The organism is Bordetella saccharivorans, from assembly GCF_045862855.1.
In the GTDB taxonomy this organism is placed as follows: Bacteria; Pseudomonadota; Gammaproteobacteria; order Burkholderiales; family Burkholderiaceae_B; genus Bordetella_A; species Bordetella_A petrii_F.
Window position 1 is genome coordinate 4378322 of sequence record NZ_BAAFZO010000001.1, and the last position, 17222, is coordinate 4395543.

General features: G+C 68.1%; 15 protein-coding genes. 4 read left to right on the forward strand and 11 right to left on the reverse strand.

What is annotated here, in order from left to right:
* Positions 1-108: 108 nt before the first annotated feature.
* The 4 genes from tauA to pdxR all read left to right on the forward strand — a co-directional run bounded on the left by tauA (position 109) and on the right by pdxR (position 4484).
* Complete coding sequence (gene tauA, locus ACKTT0_RS20910) at positions 109-1140, forward strand: taurine ABC transporter substrate-binding protein (protein WP_407851689.1); 1032 nt, start codon at positions 109-111, stop codon at positions 1138-1140.
* A 72-nt stretch (positions 1141-1212) separates the two neighbouring features.
* Entirely contained in the window at positions 1213-2046 is an 834-nt protein-coding gene (locus tag ACKTT0_RS20915) for a taurine ABC transporter ATP-binding protein (protein WP_407851690.1), read from the forward strand.
* On the forward strand, positions 2039-2872 hold the full coding sequence (locus ACKTT0_RS20920; RefSeq protein ID WP_407851691.1) for an ABC transporter permease subunit: 834 nt from the start codon (positions 2039-2041) through the stop codon (positions 2870-2872). Before ACKTT0_RS20915 ends, ACKTT0_RS20920 begins: the two co-directional genes overlap by 8 nt.
* Before the next feature lie 124 nt (positions 2873-2996).
* The gene (pdxR, locus tag ACKTT0_RS20925; RefSeq protein ID WP_407851692.1) at positions 2997-4484 is read left to right on the forward strand and encodes a MocR-like pyridoxine biosynthesis transcription factor PdxR; all 1488 of its coding nucleotides are present in this window, start codon (positions 2997-2999) and stop codon (positions 4482-4484) included.
* 10 nt (positions 4485-4494) lie between these two features.
* Here pdxR and ACKTT0_RS20930 read toward each other — a convergent pair whose 3' ends face one another.
* From ACKTT0_RS20930 to ACKTT0_RS20980, 11 genes are all read right to left on the reverse strand, one after another.
* Complete coding sequence (locus ACKTT0_RS20930) at positions 4495-5916, reverse strand: NAD(P)/FAD-dependent oxidoreductase (protein WP_407851693.1); 1422 nt, start codon at positions 5914-5916, stop codon at positions 4495-4497.
* 30 nt (positions 5917-5946) lie between these two features.
* The gene (locus ACKTT0_RS20935; RefSeq protein WP_407851694.1) at positions 5947-6354 is read right to left on the reverse strand and encodes a nuclear transport factor 2 family protein; all 408 of its coding nucleotides are present in this window, start codon (positions 6352-6354) and stop codon (positions 5947-5949) included.
* 59 nt (positions 6355-6413) lie between these two features.
* On the reverse strand, positions 6414-7406 hold the full coding sequence (locus ACKTT0_RS20940; protein WP_407851695.1) for a CobW family GTP-binding protein: 993 nt from the start codon (positions 7404-7406) through the stop codon (positions 6414-6416).
* Between the two features lies 1 nt (position 7407).
* Positions 7408-9063, reverse strand: a complete 1656-nt coding sequence (locus ACKTT0_RS20945; RefSeq protein WP_407851696.1) for an amidohydrolase — start codon at positions 9061-9063, stop codon at positions 7408-7410.
* The gene (locus ACKTT0_RS20950) at positions 9060-10130 is read right to left on the reverse strand and encodes an ABC transporter ATP-binding protein (RefSeq protein ID WP_407851697.1); all 1071 of its coding nucleotides are present in this window, start codon (positions 10128-10130) and stop codon (positions 9060-9062) included. The genes ACKTT0_RS20945 and ACKTT0_RS20950 overlap by 4 nt, the downstream gene beginning before the upstream one ends.
* Positions 10127-11122: an ABC transporter ATP-binding protein gene (locus ACKTT0_RS20955; protein WP_407851698.1), complete on the reverse strand. Its 996-nt coding sequence runs from the start codon at positions 11120-11122 to the stop codon at positions 10127-10129. Before ACKTT0_RS20955 ends, ACKTT0_RS20950 begins: the two co-directional genes overlap by 4 nt.
* Positions 11119-12015: an ABC transporter permease gene (locus tag ACKTT0_RS20960; RefSeq protein ID WP_407851699.1), complete on the reverse strand. Its 897-nt coding sequence runs from the start codon at positions 12013-12015 to the stop codon at positions 11119-11121. Before ACKTT0_RS20960 ends, ACKTT0_RS20955 begins: the two co-directional genes overlap by 4 nt.
* Complete coding sequence (locus tag ACKTT0_RS20965) at positions 12012-12980, reverse strand: ABC transporter permease (protein WP_407851700.1); 969 nt, start codon at positions 12978-12980, stop codon at positions 12012-12014. Before ACKTT0_RS20965 ends, ACKTT0_RS20960 begins: the two co-directional genes overlap by 4 nt.
* Positions 12981-12988: 8 nt before the next feature.
* Positions 12989-14575, reverse strand: coding sequence for an ABC transporter substrate-binding protein (locus tag ACKTT0_RS20970; RefSeq protein WP_407851701.1), 1587 nt, complete (start codon positions 14573-14575; stop codon positions 12989-12991).
* 94 nt (positions 14576-14669) lie between these two features.
* Positions 14670-16289: a GMC family oxidoreductase gene (locus ACKTT0_RS20975; RefSeq protein ID WP_407851702.1), complete on the reverse strand. Its 1620-nt coding sequence runs from the start codon at positions 16287-16289 to the stop codon at positions 14670-14672.
* A complete protein-coding gene (locus ACKTT0_RS20980) occupies positions 16286-17218 on the reverse strand; it encodes a bifunctional enoyl-CoA hydratase/phosphate acetyltransferase (protein ID WP_407851703.1) in 933 nt (310 codons plus the stop codon). The genes ACKTT0_RS20975 and ACKTT0_RS20980 overlap by 4 nt, the downstream gene beginning before the upstream one ends.
* Between the last annotated feature and the right edge of the window lie 4 nt (positions 17219-17222).

Sequence of the window (17222 nt, forward strand, 5' to 3'; positions counted from 1 at the left end):
TCAATTGGCTCTAGCGTTGCCACCATAACCATGCAAACTTGACTGCAGCCACGGCGCGGCAGTCTGGTAGCATCGGGGCGCAGCTTAATCCCTCCAGAGGAGCTCATTATGAAAGTGATACACCGCTTCATGCATTGCTGCACCCTGCTCGGCCTGCTGGCGTCGCTGGCCGCGACGCCAGCCCAGGCACAGACCAAACTGGTGGTTGGCTACCAATTGATTGTCGGCCCGTTCCTGTCGGCGATCGCCGACGGCAGCTTCGACAAGGCCCTGAAGGAAGCCGGCTATGAAGTCGACTGGCGCCAGTTCACCTCGGCCGGGGATATCTCCACTGCGCTGGCTTCCGGCAACGTACCGGTCGGGGTCCTGGGGTCCACTGGCATCACCGCCGCGGCCACGCGCGGTGTCGACATGGAGCTCTTCTGGATCCTGGACAACATCGGCAAATCCGAGGCGCTGGTGGCCCGCGAAGGCTCGGGCATCAACGGCCCGCAGGATCTCAAGGGCAAGCGGGTGGCCACGCCATTCGTGTCGACTTCGCATTTCCATCTCCTCGTGGGGCTGGAAAAGGTCTGGAAGATCAATCCGCGCGACCTGCGCATCCTGAACATGCAGCCGCCGCAAATCGTGGCGGCCTGGCAGCGCGGCGATATCGACGCGGCCTATGTCTGGCCTCCTGCGCTGGCGGAAATCCAGAAATCCGGCAAGACCATCGCCGATTCCGAGGAAATCGGCAAGGCCAGCGTGCCGACCTTCGACGGCCTGGTGGCCGACAAGGCGTGGGCGCAGAAGCATCCCAAGTTCATGGCTGCCTTCACGCAAGTGCTGGCCAAGGCATATGCCGACTACCGCGCCAACGGCGCCAACTGGACAGCCGACTCGCCGCAGGTGCAAGGCATGGTCAAGCTGATCGGCGGCAAGCCGGACGATGTGGCTGGCGCGCTCAAGCTGCTGGGCTTCCCCACGGCCCAGGAACAAGCCTCGCCCGAATGGCTGGGCGGCGGCAAGGAGTCCGGCGCGGCCCGCGCCTTCGCGGCCAGCGCGCAATTCCTGAAAGAGCAAAAGCAGATAGACAAGGCGCTGCAGGATTACAGCCCGCACGTAAACGCCAGCTACGCCCAGCAGGCCGCCAAGCAGTAAGGCGGTAGGCCCCGTCGCCAGGATGGCCCGCCGCGCATGGCGCGGGCTGTCCGCATTCCCGGAGATAAACGCATGACCGTGTCGCCGTCCGCCGCGCAGACCCTCAGGGTCGAGAACGTGGGTGTTACGTATCCTGGCCTGCATGACGGCGAACCTGTTGTTGCCCTGCAAGGCGTCGATCTTGCCATCGAGCCGGGCGAGTTCATCGTCGCGCTGGGCGCCTCGGGTTGCGGCAAGACTACGCTGCTCAGCCTGCTGGCGGGTTTCCTGTCGCCCACCGAGGGGCGCATCACCCTGGCCGGCGCGCCTATCGTCGGGCCGGGCGCGGACCGCGGCGTGGTGTTCCAGAAGCATGCCCTGCTGCCCTGGCTGAATGTGCTGGACAACACCGAATTCGGCCTCAAGCTGCAGGGTGTCCCGCGCGCCCGGCGCCGCGAGCGGGCCGCGCAGAATCTGGAGTTGGTGGGCCTGCAGGAATTCCATCAGCACATGATCTACCAGTTGTCGGGCGGCATGCAGCAACGCGTCGGCATCGCGCGGGCGCTGACCTGCGACCCGGCCATGTTGCTGATGGATGAGCCCATGGCCGCCCTGGACGCACTGACCCGCGAGACGATCCAGGAGCTTCTGCTGCGCATCTGGGAGCGGACCGGCAAGATGTTCTTTTTCATCACGCACAGTGTGGAAGAGGCGCTGTTCCTGGGGTCGCGCCTGATCGTCATGTCGCCGCGCCCAGGACGCATCACCCATACCTTCGCGCTGGATTTCAACCGGCGCTACCTGGAGCACGGCGATGGCCGCCGCATCAAATCCAGCCCCGAATTCATCGCCATGCGGGAAGAAGTCCTCGGCATCATCTACGGCGATGAGCGCGCCGCCGGGCCGGAAGGGAGCATGCATGCCTAAGCGGACTTTCGCTCTTGGGGCCAGGCCGGCGGCGCCGGGCAAAGTGTATGGCGCGCCAGGCGCCGGCAATAGCGGATGCATCAGCCTGGTCACCAGCGCGGTACTGATCGGACTGTGGTTCCTCGTGACCTCGATGGAATGGGTCAAGCCGCTGTTCCTGCCGTCGCCGCAGGCAGTCTACGCCAAGTTCATCGTCGCCATGACCGACGGCGTGGCTGGCTCGACGCTGGCCGAGCACGCGATTGCCAGCCTGTCGCGGGTATTCGGCGCCTTCTTCCTGGCCTGCGCCACCGCCATACCGGTGGGTATCCTGATGGGCGTGAACCGCTACGCGCGCGGCATCTTCGACCCTCCCATCGAGTTCTACCGGCCCCTGCCCCCGCTGGCGTACCTGCCGCTGGTGATCATCTGGTTCGGCATCGGCGAGTTTCCCAAGATCTTCCTGATCTACCTGGCGATCTTCGCGCCCATGGCCATCGCGGCGCGCGCCGGCGTGCGCTCGGTGTCGATCGAGCAGATCCACGCCGCCTACGCAATGGGCGGCACGCCCATGCAAGTCATCCTGCACGTCATCCTGAAGGCCGCCCTGCCCGAGATATTCACCGGCATGCGCATCGGCATCGGCGTCGGCTGGACCACCCTGGTAGCGGCCGAGATGGTCGCGGCCGACCGCGGCCTGGGCTTCATGGTGCTCAATGCCGCCCAGTTCCTGGCCAGCGACACGGTGATCATGGGCATCGTGGTGATTGGCATATTCGCATTCGCATTCGATCTGCTGGTGCGCTACCTGGAGCGCCTGGCGATTCCCTGGAAGGGGCGCACATAAGGCCGCGGCATGACGGGCTGGGCAATCCCGCATAGGCCGCCGGCCGATTCTCTTCTATGCTGAAGCGCACAATGACATGGTGCGCCTTTCCCTCCAGGAGCCCGCACCAGCAGCGGTGACGCTCATGCCTATTCTTTGGGAACGCCTGTTTCAGCGCGAAAGCGCCGGTCACCTGAGCTTGCAGGGGCGTGTCCGGCAAATGCTGGTGTCGGCCATCTTCAGCGGCCATCTGCCGCCGGGCGCCCCTGTGCCTTCCAGCCGCCACCTAGCGGACCAGCTGGGCATCGCCCGCAACACGGTGGTTTTCGCATACCAGGAACTGGTCAGCGAGGGCTACCTGGTTTCACGCGAGCGCAGCGGCCATTTTGTCAACGACAACGTCCTCAGTGGCCGGCTCGAGCCGCGGCCCGGATCGTCGCGCCAGGCAACGGTGAACTGGGACGAACGCCTGCGCTTCCATCCCAGCGAATTGCGGAACATCGTCAAGCCCCGCGAGTGGCAGGATGTGCCATTCCCCTTCATATATGGACAGTTCGACCAGGAGCTGTTCCCGACCGCGGAATGGCGCGAATGCTGCATCAAGGCGCTCTCGGTGCTGGACATCCGCAGTTGGGCCCCGGATCTCATCACCCATGACGATCCCGCCCTGATCGAGCAGATCCGCACTCAAGTCCTGCCGCGCCGGGGGGTATGGGCCGATGCGGACGAGATCGTCATCACGGTGGGCGCGCAGCACGCGCTGTATCTGCTGGCCGACCTGCTGGTCACGGCGGACACCGTGGTCGGGATGGAGGATCCCGGCTATCCGGATGCGCGCAACATCTTCGCCAGCCGCACCCGCAACCTGGTGCCGCTGCCTGTCGACGCCGAAGGGCTGTGCCTCGGAACGAATCTGCTCGATTGCGAGTACGTATTCGTCACTCCCAGCCATCAGTGCCCCACCACGTCGACCATGCCGCTGGCGCGCCGCCAGCAGTTGCTGCGCCTGGCCGCCGAGGCGGATTGCATGCTGATCGAGGACGACTTCGAAAGCGAGAACCGCTATGGGGAAACCCCCTTCCCCGCCCTCAAGAGCCTGGATCAGGACGGGCGCGTCATCTATGTCGGCAGCCTGGCGAAATCCTTCGCGCCCGGCCTGCGCATCGGCTACATCGTCGCCGCCCGGGAACTGGCGGTCGAGCTGCGCGCGTTGCGTCGCCTTATGCTGCGCCATCCCTCCGCTTATATCCAGCGGGCGTTCTCGCTTTTCATTTCGCTCGGCCACCACCATGCTTTGCTGCGCCGGCAATCGCAGGCCTACCAGTTGCGCGCGGCGGCGCTGGCCGACGCGCTGGCCCGCCATATGCCGGACTGGCTTGCCACCCCGATAACCGGAGGCTCGTCGTGCTGGTTGCAGGGGCCGGCCTGGCTCGATACCGGCCGCCTGGCGCAAGCGGCGCTGGACGAAGGCGTGGTGATCGAGCCCGGCGGCGTATTCTTCATGAACGAGGCCAGCGCGCCACGCAATACGGTGCGGCTGGGCTACACCTCGATTCGCATGGACCGCATCGAGCCCGGCATTGCGCGCCTGGCGCAGGTCGCGCAGCGCATGCGCCTGCGCGGCGCCGCCTGAACGCCATTCCTTAGAATATTTCGTCGCGCAAGTAGTACCAGCGATATAGCAGCGCCTGCCCCAGCCGCCTCCAGGGGGCGAAGGCATGCCCCGGCAGCGGCGTATCGTAGATGGGCAGGTCCCAGCGCACGCCGTCCTTGCCGATGATGCGCTGCGCAAGCCGCCGGCCGGCCTGGGCGGAGAACGATACGCCGTTGCCGCCGTATCCCAGCGCGTAGTACACCTGGTGGGCCGGGTCGGGTTGCGTGACACGCGGCATCATGTCGTGGCTCACGTCGACCCATCCCCACCAGGAGTAATCCACCTGCACGTCGCGCAGCATCGGGAACTTGCGCGCCAGCCCGTGCCGCAGCAGGTCCAGGTGGCGCGGCTGGACAGCGTCGGCTCCATGCACGGCGCTGCGGCTGCCGATCTGCATGCGTCCGTCGGGCAGTAGCCGGTAATAGAAGCGCAGCACCCTGGTGTCCGTGATGAACACCGTGCTGTGCAGGCCCGCCTCGCGCCGCTCGGCCTCGCTCAACGGCCGCGTGACCATCGAGTTCGACAACACTGGCATGATGCGGTTGTCCAGCAGCCGATGTATGCCTTGCGCCGTATACCCGCCGGTGGCAAACGCCACTCGCCGCGCCCGCACCGTGCCGCCCGGTGTGCGCAAGTGGTATCGGCCCTTGGCATATTCCCATCCAAGCACCGGACTGCAAGGATGGACGCGGGCGCCCAGGGCGCGCGCCTGGCGCAGGTAGCCGAACGCCAGCTTCAGCGGATGCACGCCGATGCCGTCGGGCTCCAGCAGGGCGCCGGCTGCTTCATGGTCGGCGGCGTAGCGCGCGTGCAATTCCTCGCGCGTGAGCATGCGCGCGTCATAGCCGAATACGTCGCGCAGGACGCGCGCCTCGTTTTTGAGAAAACTCAGTTTTTTCGGCCGATGCGCGGTATATAGATGGCCGCCCGGCTGGGCATCGCAGTCGATAGTCGCCACGAGGCTCTTCCAGTATTCGAAGCCATCGCGGATCTCGGCATCCAGCCGCAGCGCCATGTCCTTGCCCCAGCGCTGGATCCATTGCGAACGATACAGCCGGCCGGAAGCGTTCTGCCCCTGCCCGCCATTGCGGCTGGTGCAACCCCACACTGCCCGGTTGGCCTCCAGTACCGTTGCCGATATGCCGAAGTCGCGCGCCAGGGCCAGCGCGGCCGACAAGCCGGTGAACCCGGAGCCGACAATGACCACGTCGGCATCGGCGTCGCCGCTGACCGGCCCGTCGTCCGGCGGCGGCTCGCCGGCGGTGGCGACCCAGTATGTCGGGGCATAATCCTGGCCGCGTCCGGGCGGTTTGACCAGCGGGTCGTACAGGGGATCATATGGCGCCGCGCTGTGCTCGGCCACGCGCACGGCGCGCGCGCCGCCACTCGGGAAAATCGCTTGGGTATCCATGGCGAATCGGCGAACAAGCGTGATGGGCGCTTACCGGGTCTGCTCGCCGCCGGCCGCCGGGAGAGGCGGCCGTTGCTTGCGGAAGGCATTCTTGATGTGGATCTTGCCGTCCCGGAACGTGAACACGTCGACCATGTCGGCCTCGACGCGCGAACCGTCGGCCGCCGTGCCGGTGAACGTGGATTCGGATACGCCCCGGTCGCCAGCCACCCAATGGCGGCCATTGCGCCACTGGGCGTCGGGAAAGGCCTGCCAGGCGGCTTCGAAGGCGGTGCGCACCGCGGCCGTGCCGACATGGCGGGTGCCGTGCTGCTCGGGGCCCGCAACCGTTTCGAAAATGCAGTCGCCCGTCATGAAACCCATCAAGGCATCGATATCGTGGCGGTTCCACGCAGCAGCGAATTCGGCCAGTACCTGGGGCGTGATTGCATCGGACATGATAGCCAGTCTCCGTTTGGATACCCTTCGGGCCGGCCCGAAGGAAGACGGCTATCAGGTTAGAGCGCTCCGATGCGCTGGTGTAGAACCAGAGGCGGACATTCGTTTGCACCAGCGGCGGCGCGCAGCAAGCCGGTGATGCGGGCGCGGTCGACGCCGCGCGCGGCGATCAGCACCAGGCCTTCCGGCATGGGCGCCGCCGGCTGCACGCGCGCATAGCGCACCCGCCTTCCCGCGTACTGCACCAGCACCTGGCCGTGGCGATCGGTCCGGACCCATCCTTTGGCGCGCACGACGCTGCGCGGCATCTGCTTGAGCGCGCGCGTCAGCGCTTCTGCGACGAGCGGGCCGTCTGGCTGCCAGAACCAGCTCTCGAACGGATGATCGGCGGCATGGGAATGGGCATGGACCTCGGCGCGGCCGTCGTCCGGCGCCTGGCCAGCCTTGGGCGCCAGGATGGCCGGCGGGGTCATCGCCTGCAATGTGTCCAGTCCGGCGTCGGCCGACACGGCTGGCACGCCGGCAGCGCGTCGCGCCAGCCAATCGCGCGCCGCGGCTGTTCCGGACGGCCCCGCCAGGTCGGTCTTGCTCAGCACCAGGACGCCGGCGGCATCGAGCTGGCGCCCTACCGTATCCGCCAGCAGAGGGTCCTCCGCCTGTTCCTGGATCCGGGTCGCGTCGACCACCACCAGCACGCTTTCCAGTTCCAGCATTGGATCGGCCATGCCGACTTGCGCGATGGCGCCCGGGTCCGATACGCCGCTGGCTTCGATGACGATCCATTCAGGAGCCGGGTCGCGCGCCATGACTCGTATCAAGGCGTCGTCGAGCCCGGCGCCGATACTGCAGCACACACAGCCATTGGCCAGGCTGATGGTATCGCCGTCGCGGCTGGCGACCAGTGCGGCGTCGATGTTCACAGGGCCGAAGTCGTTCACCAGCACCGCCGTGCGGCGCGTGCTGGACGCCAGGATGCGGTTCAGCAGCGTGCTCTTGCCGGCCCCCAGGAACCCGCCGACCACCGTCAGGGCGATATGCCGCGATGTGGGCATTTCAGCTTCCCGGAGCCGCCAGCGGCAGGCCGCCCACCACGGTCTGCACGACGCCCGCGTCTTTCAGGCCTGCCGCGCCAAGCGTGCGCGGGTCCTCGCGCAGCACGCAGAAATCAGCGCGCTTGCCGATCTCGATCGAGCCGATTTCGTGGTCCAGGTGCAAGGTATAGGCGGCGCCCAGGGTGATGGCATGCAGCGCCGCGTCGACGCCGATCCGCTCGGATTCGCCCAGTACCCGGCCGCCGGCCGTGCGGCGGTTGGCCGCGCACCAGGCGGTGAACAAGGGGCCAAGCGGGGTAATGGGCGCGTCGGAATGGATGGCGTACGGCACGCCCAGTCGGGCGGCGGTGGCGCAGGCGTCCATGCGGTTGGCGCGGTCGGGGCCCATGGTCTGCGCATAGTGCGCGTCGCCCCAGTAGTAGATGTGATTGGCGAACAGGTTGGCGCACATGCCCAGCCGGGCCATGCGCCGGAACTGGGCGGCGTCGGCCATCTGGCAGTGCTGCAGGGTATGCCGGTGGTCGGCGCGCGGATGGCGCTGCAGGGCGCGCTCGACTGCGCGGATGGCCACTTCGGTGGCCTCGTCGCCGTTGGTGTGGATATGCAGCTGCACGCCCGCCGCGTGGTAGGCCATGACGGTCTCGTCCAGCACGTCGGGGGGCGTCACCCAGATGCCATTGGGCGCGCCGTTGTAGTAGCCCGGCCAGCGCAGCCGCGCGGTGAAGCCCTGGATGGAGCCGTCGACCACCAGCTTGACCATGCCCAGGCGCAGCTTGTCGTGGTTGCGCTGCTTGAGCTGCTCCAGCCGCCGCAGGCAGGCGGCGGGGTCGCCCGCGAAGGCCATGGCCGACGCGGCCGGGACAATCCGCACGGGATAATCCGCTTCCGCGCTGATCCGCGCCAGGGTATCGATGCCCTCTTCGTTCAATTCGTTGACCAGGTCGGTGGCCGTGGTGACGCCGGCCAGTTGCGCCACCTGCCCGAACAGCCGCAAGCCGCGCTCCGTCAAGCCGATGGTGCGGAACGGGTTGCCGATCAGGCGCATGACGGGGAACATGGCCGCGAACTCGCACAATTCCCCCGTCGGCTCGCCGTTGTCAAAGCGAGTGATGCCTTCGATGTCGGTGTCCCGGTCGATGCCCGCCCGCGCCAGCATGGCGCTGTTGACGTTCATCAGGTGCATGCTGGCGTGCATCACCACCACGGGACGCGTAGCCGATACGGTGTCGAGCTCGCGCACGGTCATGCGCCCGCTGTCGAAGTAGATGGGATCGAAGCCCCAGCCGACCAGCGCCTGGCCGTCCGGCAAGTCTGCCTCGGCCTCGCGCAGGCGGGCGCATACGGCCTCGAAACTGGTCAGCCCCTGCCACAGGCGGCCATCCGGCCCGCGCCGGTCGTAGTAGCCGACGTAGACGAAGGTCCACATGCCGCCCTCCGGCAAGTGGCAATGGCCCTCCACCAGGCCCGGCATGAGCACGTGGTCCGCGTAGCGTTCGTCCACGGTCGCGGCGCCCCAGCCTTGCAGGCTCTCGGCATCGCCCACGCCCAGGATGCGGCCGTCGCGCACGGCCACGTGGGTGGCCTCGGGCTGGGCCGGGTTCATGGTGAGGATGGCGCGGGCCCGGAAGATCGTGGTCGCGGACGATGGCGAGGTCATGCGGCGCTCCTTTGCGGTTGGGGTTCGGTGGAAGGCGTGGCGGCGCCCGGCGCCAGCGGCGGGCGCGCGACGCCTTCACGCACGTCGACCAGGTGACAGGCCACCAGGTGGCCGGCGGCGGTTTCGCGCAACGTAGGCGGCTCGGCGTGGCAGCGGGCCTGCGCCACCGGGCAGCGGCCGGCAAACCCGCAGCCCGGCGGCGGTTGCAGCGGGCTGGGAGGGTCCCCTGCCAGCCGGATGCGCTGGCGCGCCCGTTCGCGGCCGCCGTGCACGGTCGGCACCGCGGACATCAGCGCCACGCTGTACGGATGCAGCGGCCGGTTGAAGAAAGCCTGGCGCGGCGCGCGCTCGACGATGCGCCCGAGGTACATCACGGCGATGTCGTCGCAAATATGCTGCACCACCGCCATGTCATGCGAGATGAACAGGAACGACTGGCCCTGCTCGCGCTGGATGCGGCGCAGCAGATTGAGTATCTGCGCGCGGATGGCAATGTCCAGCGCCGATACCGGTTCGTCGCAGACGATCAAGTCCGGCGCGCTGGCCAGCGCCCGGGCGATATTCAGCCGCTGGCGCTGGCCCCCCGAGAACTGGTGCGGGAACAATTGGCGTTGTTCGGGGCGCAACCCTACCTGCGCGAAGAGTTCTGCCACGCGCGCCTCGCGTCCCGCGGGTTGGCCGACCTTGAGCAAGTCAAGCGGCGCCCGCACGATCTCGCCGGCGCGCTGGCGCGGGTTGAGCGAAGAATACGGGTCCTGGAAGATCAGCTGGAAGCGCCGCCGCAGCGCACGCAATGCGGCTCCCCGCGAGGCTGTCACGTCGACGCCGTCGAAATGGATCGACCCCGCCGTGGGTTCGACCAACCGCATGACCGACAGCGCGGTGGTGGTCTTGCCCGAGCCCGACTCGCCGACAATGGCCAGGGTGCGGCCGCGCTCCAGGTCGAACGACACGCCGTCCACCGCCCGCACCACGGCGGCGCCGGCGCGCCAATGGCCGCGCCCGACGGGAAAATGGACCTGCAGGTCGCGCACCGACAGCAGCGGGGTTGCGGTGGCTGCGCTCATGGTGTGGCTCCTTCGTGCAGCCAGCAGGCCGCGCGGTGCCGCGGCCCGGCCGCGAACATGGGCGGAAACTCCTGCGCGCAGCGCGGCATGGCCTGGGCGCAGCGGTCGTGGAACGGGCAGCCGGCGCCCCGCTCCCATACCGGCGGCACCATGCCAGGGATTTCCGGCAGGTCGGGCCGCGCGTCGCCGGGCGCGGGGTCCAGTTCGGGCAGGCAGGCGATCAGGCCGCGGGTGTATGGGTGCGCGGGCCGGGCCAGGATGTCGGCCACCGGGCCCTCCTCCGCCACCCTGCCGCCATACATCACGACCACGCGGTCGGCCATTTCCGCGACCGCGCCCATGTCGTGAGTGATCAGCAGCACCGCGGTGCCGCGCCGTTGCTGCTGCTCGCGCAGCAGATCGAAGATCTGGGCCTGCACGGTGACGTCGAGGGCGGTGGTCGGCTCGTCGGCGATCAGCACGTGCGGGTCGCAGGCCAGCGCGATGGCGATCATGACGCGCTGCCGCATGCCGCCCGACAGTTGGTGGGGGTACTCGTCGACGCGCCGTTCGGGCGCGGGGATGCCCACCGAGCGCAGCATCTCGATGGCCTTGGCGCGCGCCGCCGCCTTGTCGAGCTGCTGGTGCAGGCGCAGCGATTCGCCGATCTGGTCGCCGACGGTATAGACGGGGTTCAGCGCGGTCATCGGCTCCTGGAAGATCATCGAGATCTGGTTGCCGCGGATGCGCCGCAGCGCCGCCTCGTCGCAGGCCGCCAGGTCCGCGCCGCGCAGCGAGATCGAGCCGCCCTCGATGCGGCCGGCCGGCGGGACCAGCCGCATGATCGCCAGCGCGGTCATGCTCTTGCCGCAACCGGACTCGCCTACCAGGCACAACGTCTCGCCGGGCATCAGCGTAAAGCTGATCTCGTTGAGCACCGCGGCGCTGCGGCCGCGCGCATGGAACGCCACGCTCAGGCGCTCGACCTCGAGTACAGGCACGGCGGCGCTCATTCGCGGCCTCGCAGCGTCGGGTTGAGCGCGTCGTTCAGGCCGTCGCCGATCAGGCTGACGGCCAGCACCGTCAGGAAGATGGCCGCGCCGGGCAGCGTGACGGCCCACCACGCCGTCAGGATGTACGGACGATTGCTGCCTATCATCAGGCCCCAGCTCATGATGTTGGGGTCGCCCAGTCCCAGGAAGGACAGGCCCGCCTCGAACAGGATGGCGGTGCCGATCGCCAGCGTGGCGGACACGATGAGCGGCGCCATGGCGTTGGGCAGTATCACTTGCCAGATGATGCGCCCATTGCCGGCGCCGATGACCCGTTCGGCCAGCACGTATTCGCGCCGCTTCAGGCGCAGGAACTCGGCGCGCGCCAGGCGCGCGGTGCCGGTCCAGCTGACCACGCCGATGGCGATGGCGATGGTCGCCAGCGTGGGACTGAACAGGGTGACCAGCACCATGGCGAACAGCAGCGTGGGCAGCACCTGGAAGAACTCCGTGATGCGCATCAGCAGGTCGTCGACCCAGCCGCCGTAGTACCCGGCCAGCGCGCCGACCACGATGCCGATCAGCACGGACAGCACCGCCGCCACCACCCCCACCAGCAGCGTGGCCCGCCCGCCGTGCACCAGGCCCATCAGGACGTCGCGGCCCAGGTAGTCGCTGCCCAGCAGGGCGTATTCCGAGCCGGGCGGCTCCATGGGCGCCGCGGCGATCTCGAACGGGTCGCCCGGCATCAGCCAGGGTCCGGCCAATGTGATGGCCAGGATCAGCAGCAACAGCACCAGGCCGAATACCGCCGTGCGGTTGCGGAGGAACACGCGCAGGGCTTCGCGCGCCTGCCCGGGCGGCCGCGCGGCCGGCGCGACCGCCGCGGGCGACAGGATCTGGGCTCGGTTCATGTCGTCTTGATCCTCGGGTCGATGAGACGGTAGGCCAGGTCGGTGAGCTGGTTCATGACCACCACCAGCAGGGACGCGAACAGCAGGATGCCCAGCATGGTGGGATAGTCGCGCCGCAGCACCGAGTCGAACGCCAGGCGCCCGAGGCCCGGCCAGTTGAATACTGTCTCCACCAGGATGGCGCCGGCCAGCACGTTGCCGAACTGCAGCCCCAGCATGGTGACCACCGGCAGCACGCCGTTGCGCAACGCGTGCTTGTACAGCACGCGGCGCTCGGACAGGCCCTTGGCGCGGGCGGTGCGGATGTAGTCCGCCGACAGCGCGTCCATGACGCTGGCCCGCGCCAGCCGGCTGTACTGCGCCAGGTAGACGAACGCCAGCGTGAAGGCCGGCAGCACCAGGTGGTGCAGCACGTCCAGCACGCCCGCCCAGCCGGATTCGTCGGCGCCGGCCGAGCGCATGTCGGACACCGGGAAGATCGGCAGCACGGAGGCGAACAGGATGATCAGCACAATGCCCATCCAGAACACGGGCGCCGAGTAGCCGACGATGGACAGCAGCGTCACCGCCTGCGACAGCGGGCCGTTCGGCTTGCGCGCCGCCAGCGTGCCCAGGAAGGTCCCCACCAGGAAGGCGGCCAGCACGGCGGTAATGACCAGCAGCAGCGTGGCCGGCACGCGCTGCCAGATCAGGTCCGCCACCGGCAGGTTGAAGAAATACGAATAGCCCAGGTCGCCTTGCAGGACCTGGCCCAGGTAGATGCCGAGCTGCACCAGGAATGGCTTGTCCAGGCCATACTGCGCCCGCAGTTGCGCGCGCAGGTCCTCGCTCAAGCCGCCCATCGAGCCGGCGATGGTCTCTACCGGATCGCCGGGAGAGATATGGATCAACAGGAAATTCAGCGAGACCACGGCCAGCAGCAACACGACCGCATACACCAGGCGACGCAGCAAGAAGCGCAGCATGGGTCCTCCTACTGCGCGACCCAGGTTTCATCCAGCGGCGACAGCAGGCCCCAGATGCCGTCCGGCAAGGCGTGCACGCGCTTGGTGGCCAGGGTGTGGTACGGGATCACCGTCAGGAACATGATGGGCAGGTCGGTCATGACCAGCTTCTGGAATTCCGCGTACAGCGCCTTGCGCTTGGCGGCGTCGGTTTCGCGGCCGGCCTGCTCGAGCAGCTCGTCGACGCGGTCATTGCGGTATGACTGGGTATTGGTCCAGATAATGTCGCGGATGTTGCTCGACAGGTAGGTGCGGTGCACGCCGATCACCGGGTCGCCCCAGTTGAAGACGATGTCGGTGGTCATGTCGAAGTCGTGGCTGGCGATGCGCTTGGCCCAGGTCGGGAAGTCCGGGGATGCGCGCACTTGCACGGCGATGCCGATCTTCTTGAGCTGGCTGCGCAGGTATTCGGCGACGTTCTTGCCCTGTACGTCGCTGCCCGGCATGTAGTCTATGGTCAGCGACAGCCGGGTGCCATCGTCTTTTTCCTTGTAGCCGGCGTCTTCGAGCAATTGCGCCGCCTTCTTCAGGTCGAGCGGGTAGGCCGGCAGGTCGGCGCTGGCGAATGGGCTGGTGCCGATGATCGGGCCGTCGGCGGGCTTGGCGAAACCCGCGTTCAAGGCGCGCACGATGAATTTCTTGTCGGTCGCGTAGGCGATGGCCTGGCGCACGCGCGCATCGTCGAGCGGCTTGCGGGCAGTGTTGAAGGCCACCCAGCTCAGTGCCCCGATCCCCTCGTAGCCCCGGTCCGTCATGGTGATCGCCGGGTTGTCCTTGGCGCGGCGCAGGATGGTGGGGTCGGTCATGTACGGCAACACATCGATGTCGCCGCGCTCGAGTCCGATCAGCAAGTTGGTGGCATCGGGGTTGATCTTGATGACGATGCGGTCCAGGTACGGGCGCCCGGCCAGGAAGAATTTGTCGAAGCGCTCCAGCACGGCCTCCTGGCCCGGCTTGAACTCTTTCAGCTTGAAGGGACCCGAGCCGACCACTCCCGCCGAATTGAGACGATGGGACTTCAGGTCCTGGCCGTCGTCGTACACGTGCTTGGGCAGGATCGGCATCAGCGCCGGCGACATGGCCAGCAGGATCGCGGGGTGCGGCTGGCTCATGTGCACCACCGCCGTGTGCGGGTCGGGCGTGTCCACCTTCTCGACCGGCGCCAGCATGGTCTGGAACGGGTGGTTCTGCTTGATGGCCATGATCGAGAACGCCACGTCGGCGGACGTCACCGGCTTGCCGTCGTGGAACAGCGCGTCCTTGCGCAGGTGCAGCGTCAGGGTCTTGCCATCGTCGGACAGTTTCCAGGACTCGGCCAGGTACGGATGCGGCTTCCATTCGGCATCGAAGCGCACCGGGCTCGCGAACAGTTGCGTGCTCGGCATTGCGGTCGCGATGCCGGATTGCACGGCGCCGTTGAGATGGCGCGCCACCTGCGTCGAGCCGATGACCAGCGTCCCGCCTTTTGCCGGCGCTTCGGCCGCGCCTCCCCATGTTCCCCAGGCCAACGCGGCGGCTGTAGCCGCCGCGACCATTGCTTGCCGCATGCTGCGCATGGTCTTCCCCTTTCAAAGTGGTCTTTCCGGTTAGGGTATCGGCTCGACCCGGCTCAGCTTAGTACCAGTCCGCCAGACTCGTTTGGACCAACACTCAAGTTGCATCGGCGAGGATCAGGTCTGCCGCCTTTTCTGCAACCATGATAACCGGGATATTGGTATTGCCCGAGACCAACGTCGGCATGACCGAGCAGTCCACTACCCGCAGGCCCTGCACCCCATGCACCCGCAGGCGCGCATCCACCACCGCCAGCGGGTCTCCCTGCGGTCCCATGCGCGCCGTCCCGCTGGGATGGAAGATGGTGGCGCCATGCTCGCGGCAGAAATGCAGGATGTCTTCATCGCTGTCCGTCCCGGAGCCGGGCCGGTGCTCGCGCGCCAGCAGGTCGGCCAGCGGCCGGGCCGCGGCGAGGCGGCGCGCATAGCGTACCCCCGCCACCGCGGTGCGGCGATCGAGCTCGTCGGAAAGATAGTTCGGCTGTATGGCGGGCGGCTGGCGCGGATCGCTGCTGGTGATGCGCACCGTGCCGCGCGAGCGCGGCCGCAATTGGCAGACCGAAAGCGTGCAGCCCGGGAAGTCGTGCACCGCGCCGCCGGCCATGTCGGCCGACAGGGTCGCCACATGGAATTGCACATCGGGCCGCGTCGACTCCGCCAGGGCGCGCCCGAACAGCGCGCCCTGGTTGATGCCCACCGCCAGCGGGCCGGAGCGCGTCAATGCCCACTGCAGGCCGATGCGCACGCGGCCCCCCAGCGTGCGTAGCTGGTCGTTGGTGGTGATGGGCCGCGCCACCTGCCACATCAGGCGGAATTGCAGATGGTCCTGCAAGTTCGCGCCCACCCCCGGCGCATCCACGCGCACCGGAATACCGAGCCCGCCCAGCAGCCCGGCCGGGCCGATGCCCGACAGTTGCAACAATTGCGGCGACTGGATGGCGCCCGCGCACAGCAGCACTTCGCGCCGCGCGGCCAGGGTCTCGCGGCGCCCGCCAGCCAGCGTCTCCACTGCCGCGGCGCGGCTGCCCTGGAACACCACGCGGGCGGCGAGCACGCCGGTGCGGATATGCAGGTTGGCCCGCCCGCGCGCCGGCTTCAGGTAGGCGCGCGCCGCCGAACAGCGCAGCCCCCGATACGTGCTCAGCTGGTAGTAGCCCACGCCCTCGTTGTCGCCGGTATTGAAATCGTCGCGGCGCGGCAGGCCGAATGCGCCCTGGGCCGCTTCGATGAAGGCTTCGATCAAGGGGTGGCGCGCCCGGATCGAACTGGCATGCACGGGCCCCTCGGTGCCGCGCGTCGGCCCCGGCCCCAGGTCGTTGCACTCGAGCTTGCGAAAATAAGGCAAGCATTCCTCCCAGCTCCATCCGGGGTTGCCCTGCCCTGCCCATTCATCGTAATCCTGGCGCTGGCCGCGCACGTAGATCAGGCCGTTGATGCTGCTGCTGCCGCCCAGCGTGCGTCCGCGCGGCCAGTAGATGCGGCGTCCCAACATGCCCGGGTCCGGGTCGGTATAGAACCCCCAGTTCAACACGGGGTGGAACATGGTCTTGGCGTAGCCGATCGGCAGGTGGATCCAGGGGCTGCGGTCGGGCGGACCCGCCTCCAGCAGGCATACCGTGTGCCGCCCGTCGGCCGACAGGCGATTGGCCAGCACGCAGCCGGCCGATCCGGCGCCCACCACGATGTAGTCGTAAACCGCCATGGCGCGCCCGGTCATGCAGACCGCGCCGTCGCCAGCCACCGTCCGTACAGGGCCGCCACCGCGCAACTGTTGATGCGCGCGGCCGCCGAGTCGGCGCGGCTGGTCAGCAGCACCGGCACGCGCGTGCCCAGCACCAGCCCCGCCATCGAGGCCCCGGCCAGCCACGTCAATTCCTTGTAGATCATATTGCCGGCCTCGATATCGGGCACCAGGAGGATGTCGGCGTCGCCCGCCACGGCAGAGGTGATCCCCTTGAGTTGCGCCGCCTGGGCCGAGATCGCGTTGTCGAACGCCAGCGGCCCGTCGATCTGCCCACCTTCGATCTGTCTCCGGTCGGCCATTTTCGAGAGCGCGGCGGCATCCAGCGTGGCCGGCATGGCCGGGTTCACCGACTCGGTGGCACACAGCACCGCCACCTTCGGGCGCGCCACCCCGAGCGCGCGCGCCAGGTCAATGGCGTTCTGCGCGATGTCGGCTTTCTCGGCCAGGCCGGGCGCGATATTGACCGCGGCGTCGGTCACCAGGAACAGCTTGGGATACGCCGGCACCGCCATCACGAAGGCATGGCTGATGCGCCGCGCGGTGCGCAGGCCGGCATCGCGCGCCACCACGGCGGCCATGAAATGGTCCGTATGCAGGCTGCCCTTCATCAGCATGTCGACCTGCCCGTCGCGCGCCAGTGCGGCGGCGGCGCAGGCGGCGGCGCGCTCGTCGTTGCCCGTATCGTGGATCTCCATGTCCGCGGTCGCGCCGGCCAGCGCGGCGAGCAGCTCGCGCAGGCGGCCGGCCGGGCCGACCAGCACCGGTTCCATGTAGCCTTCGGCGCGCGCCTGCGCCGCGGCCTGCAGGCACTCGACTGTCATCGGATAGGCTACCGCGGTACGCGGCCGGCCGCATGACCGCGCCGCTTCGCGCACCGGGTCGAACAATGCTTCACCATTCATGTGC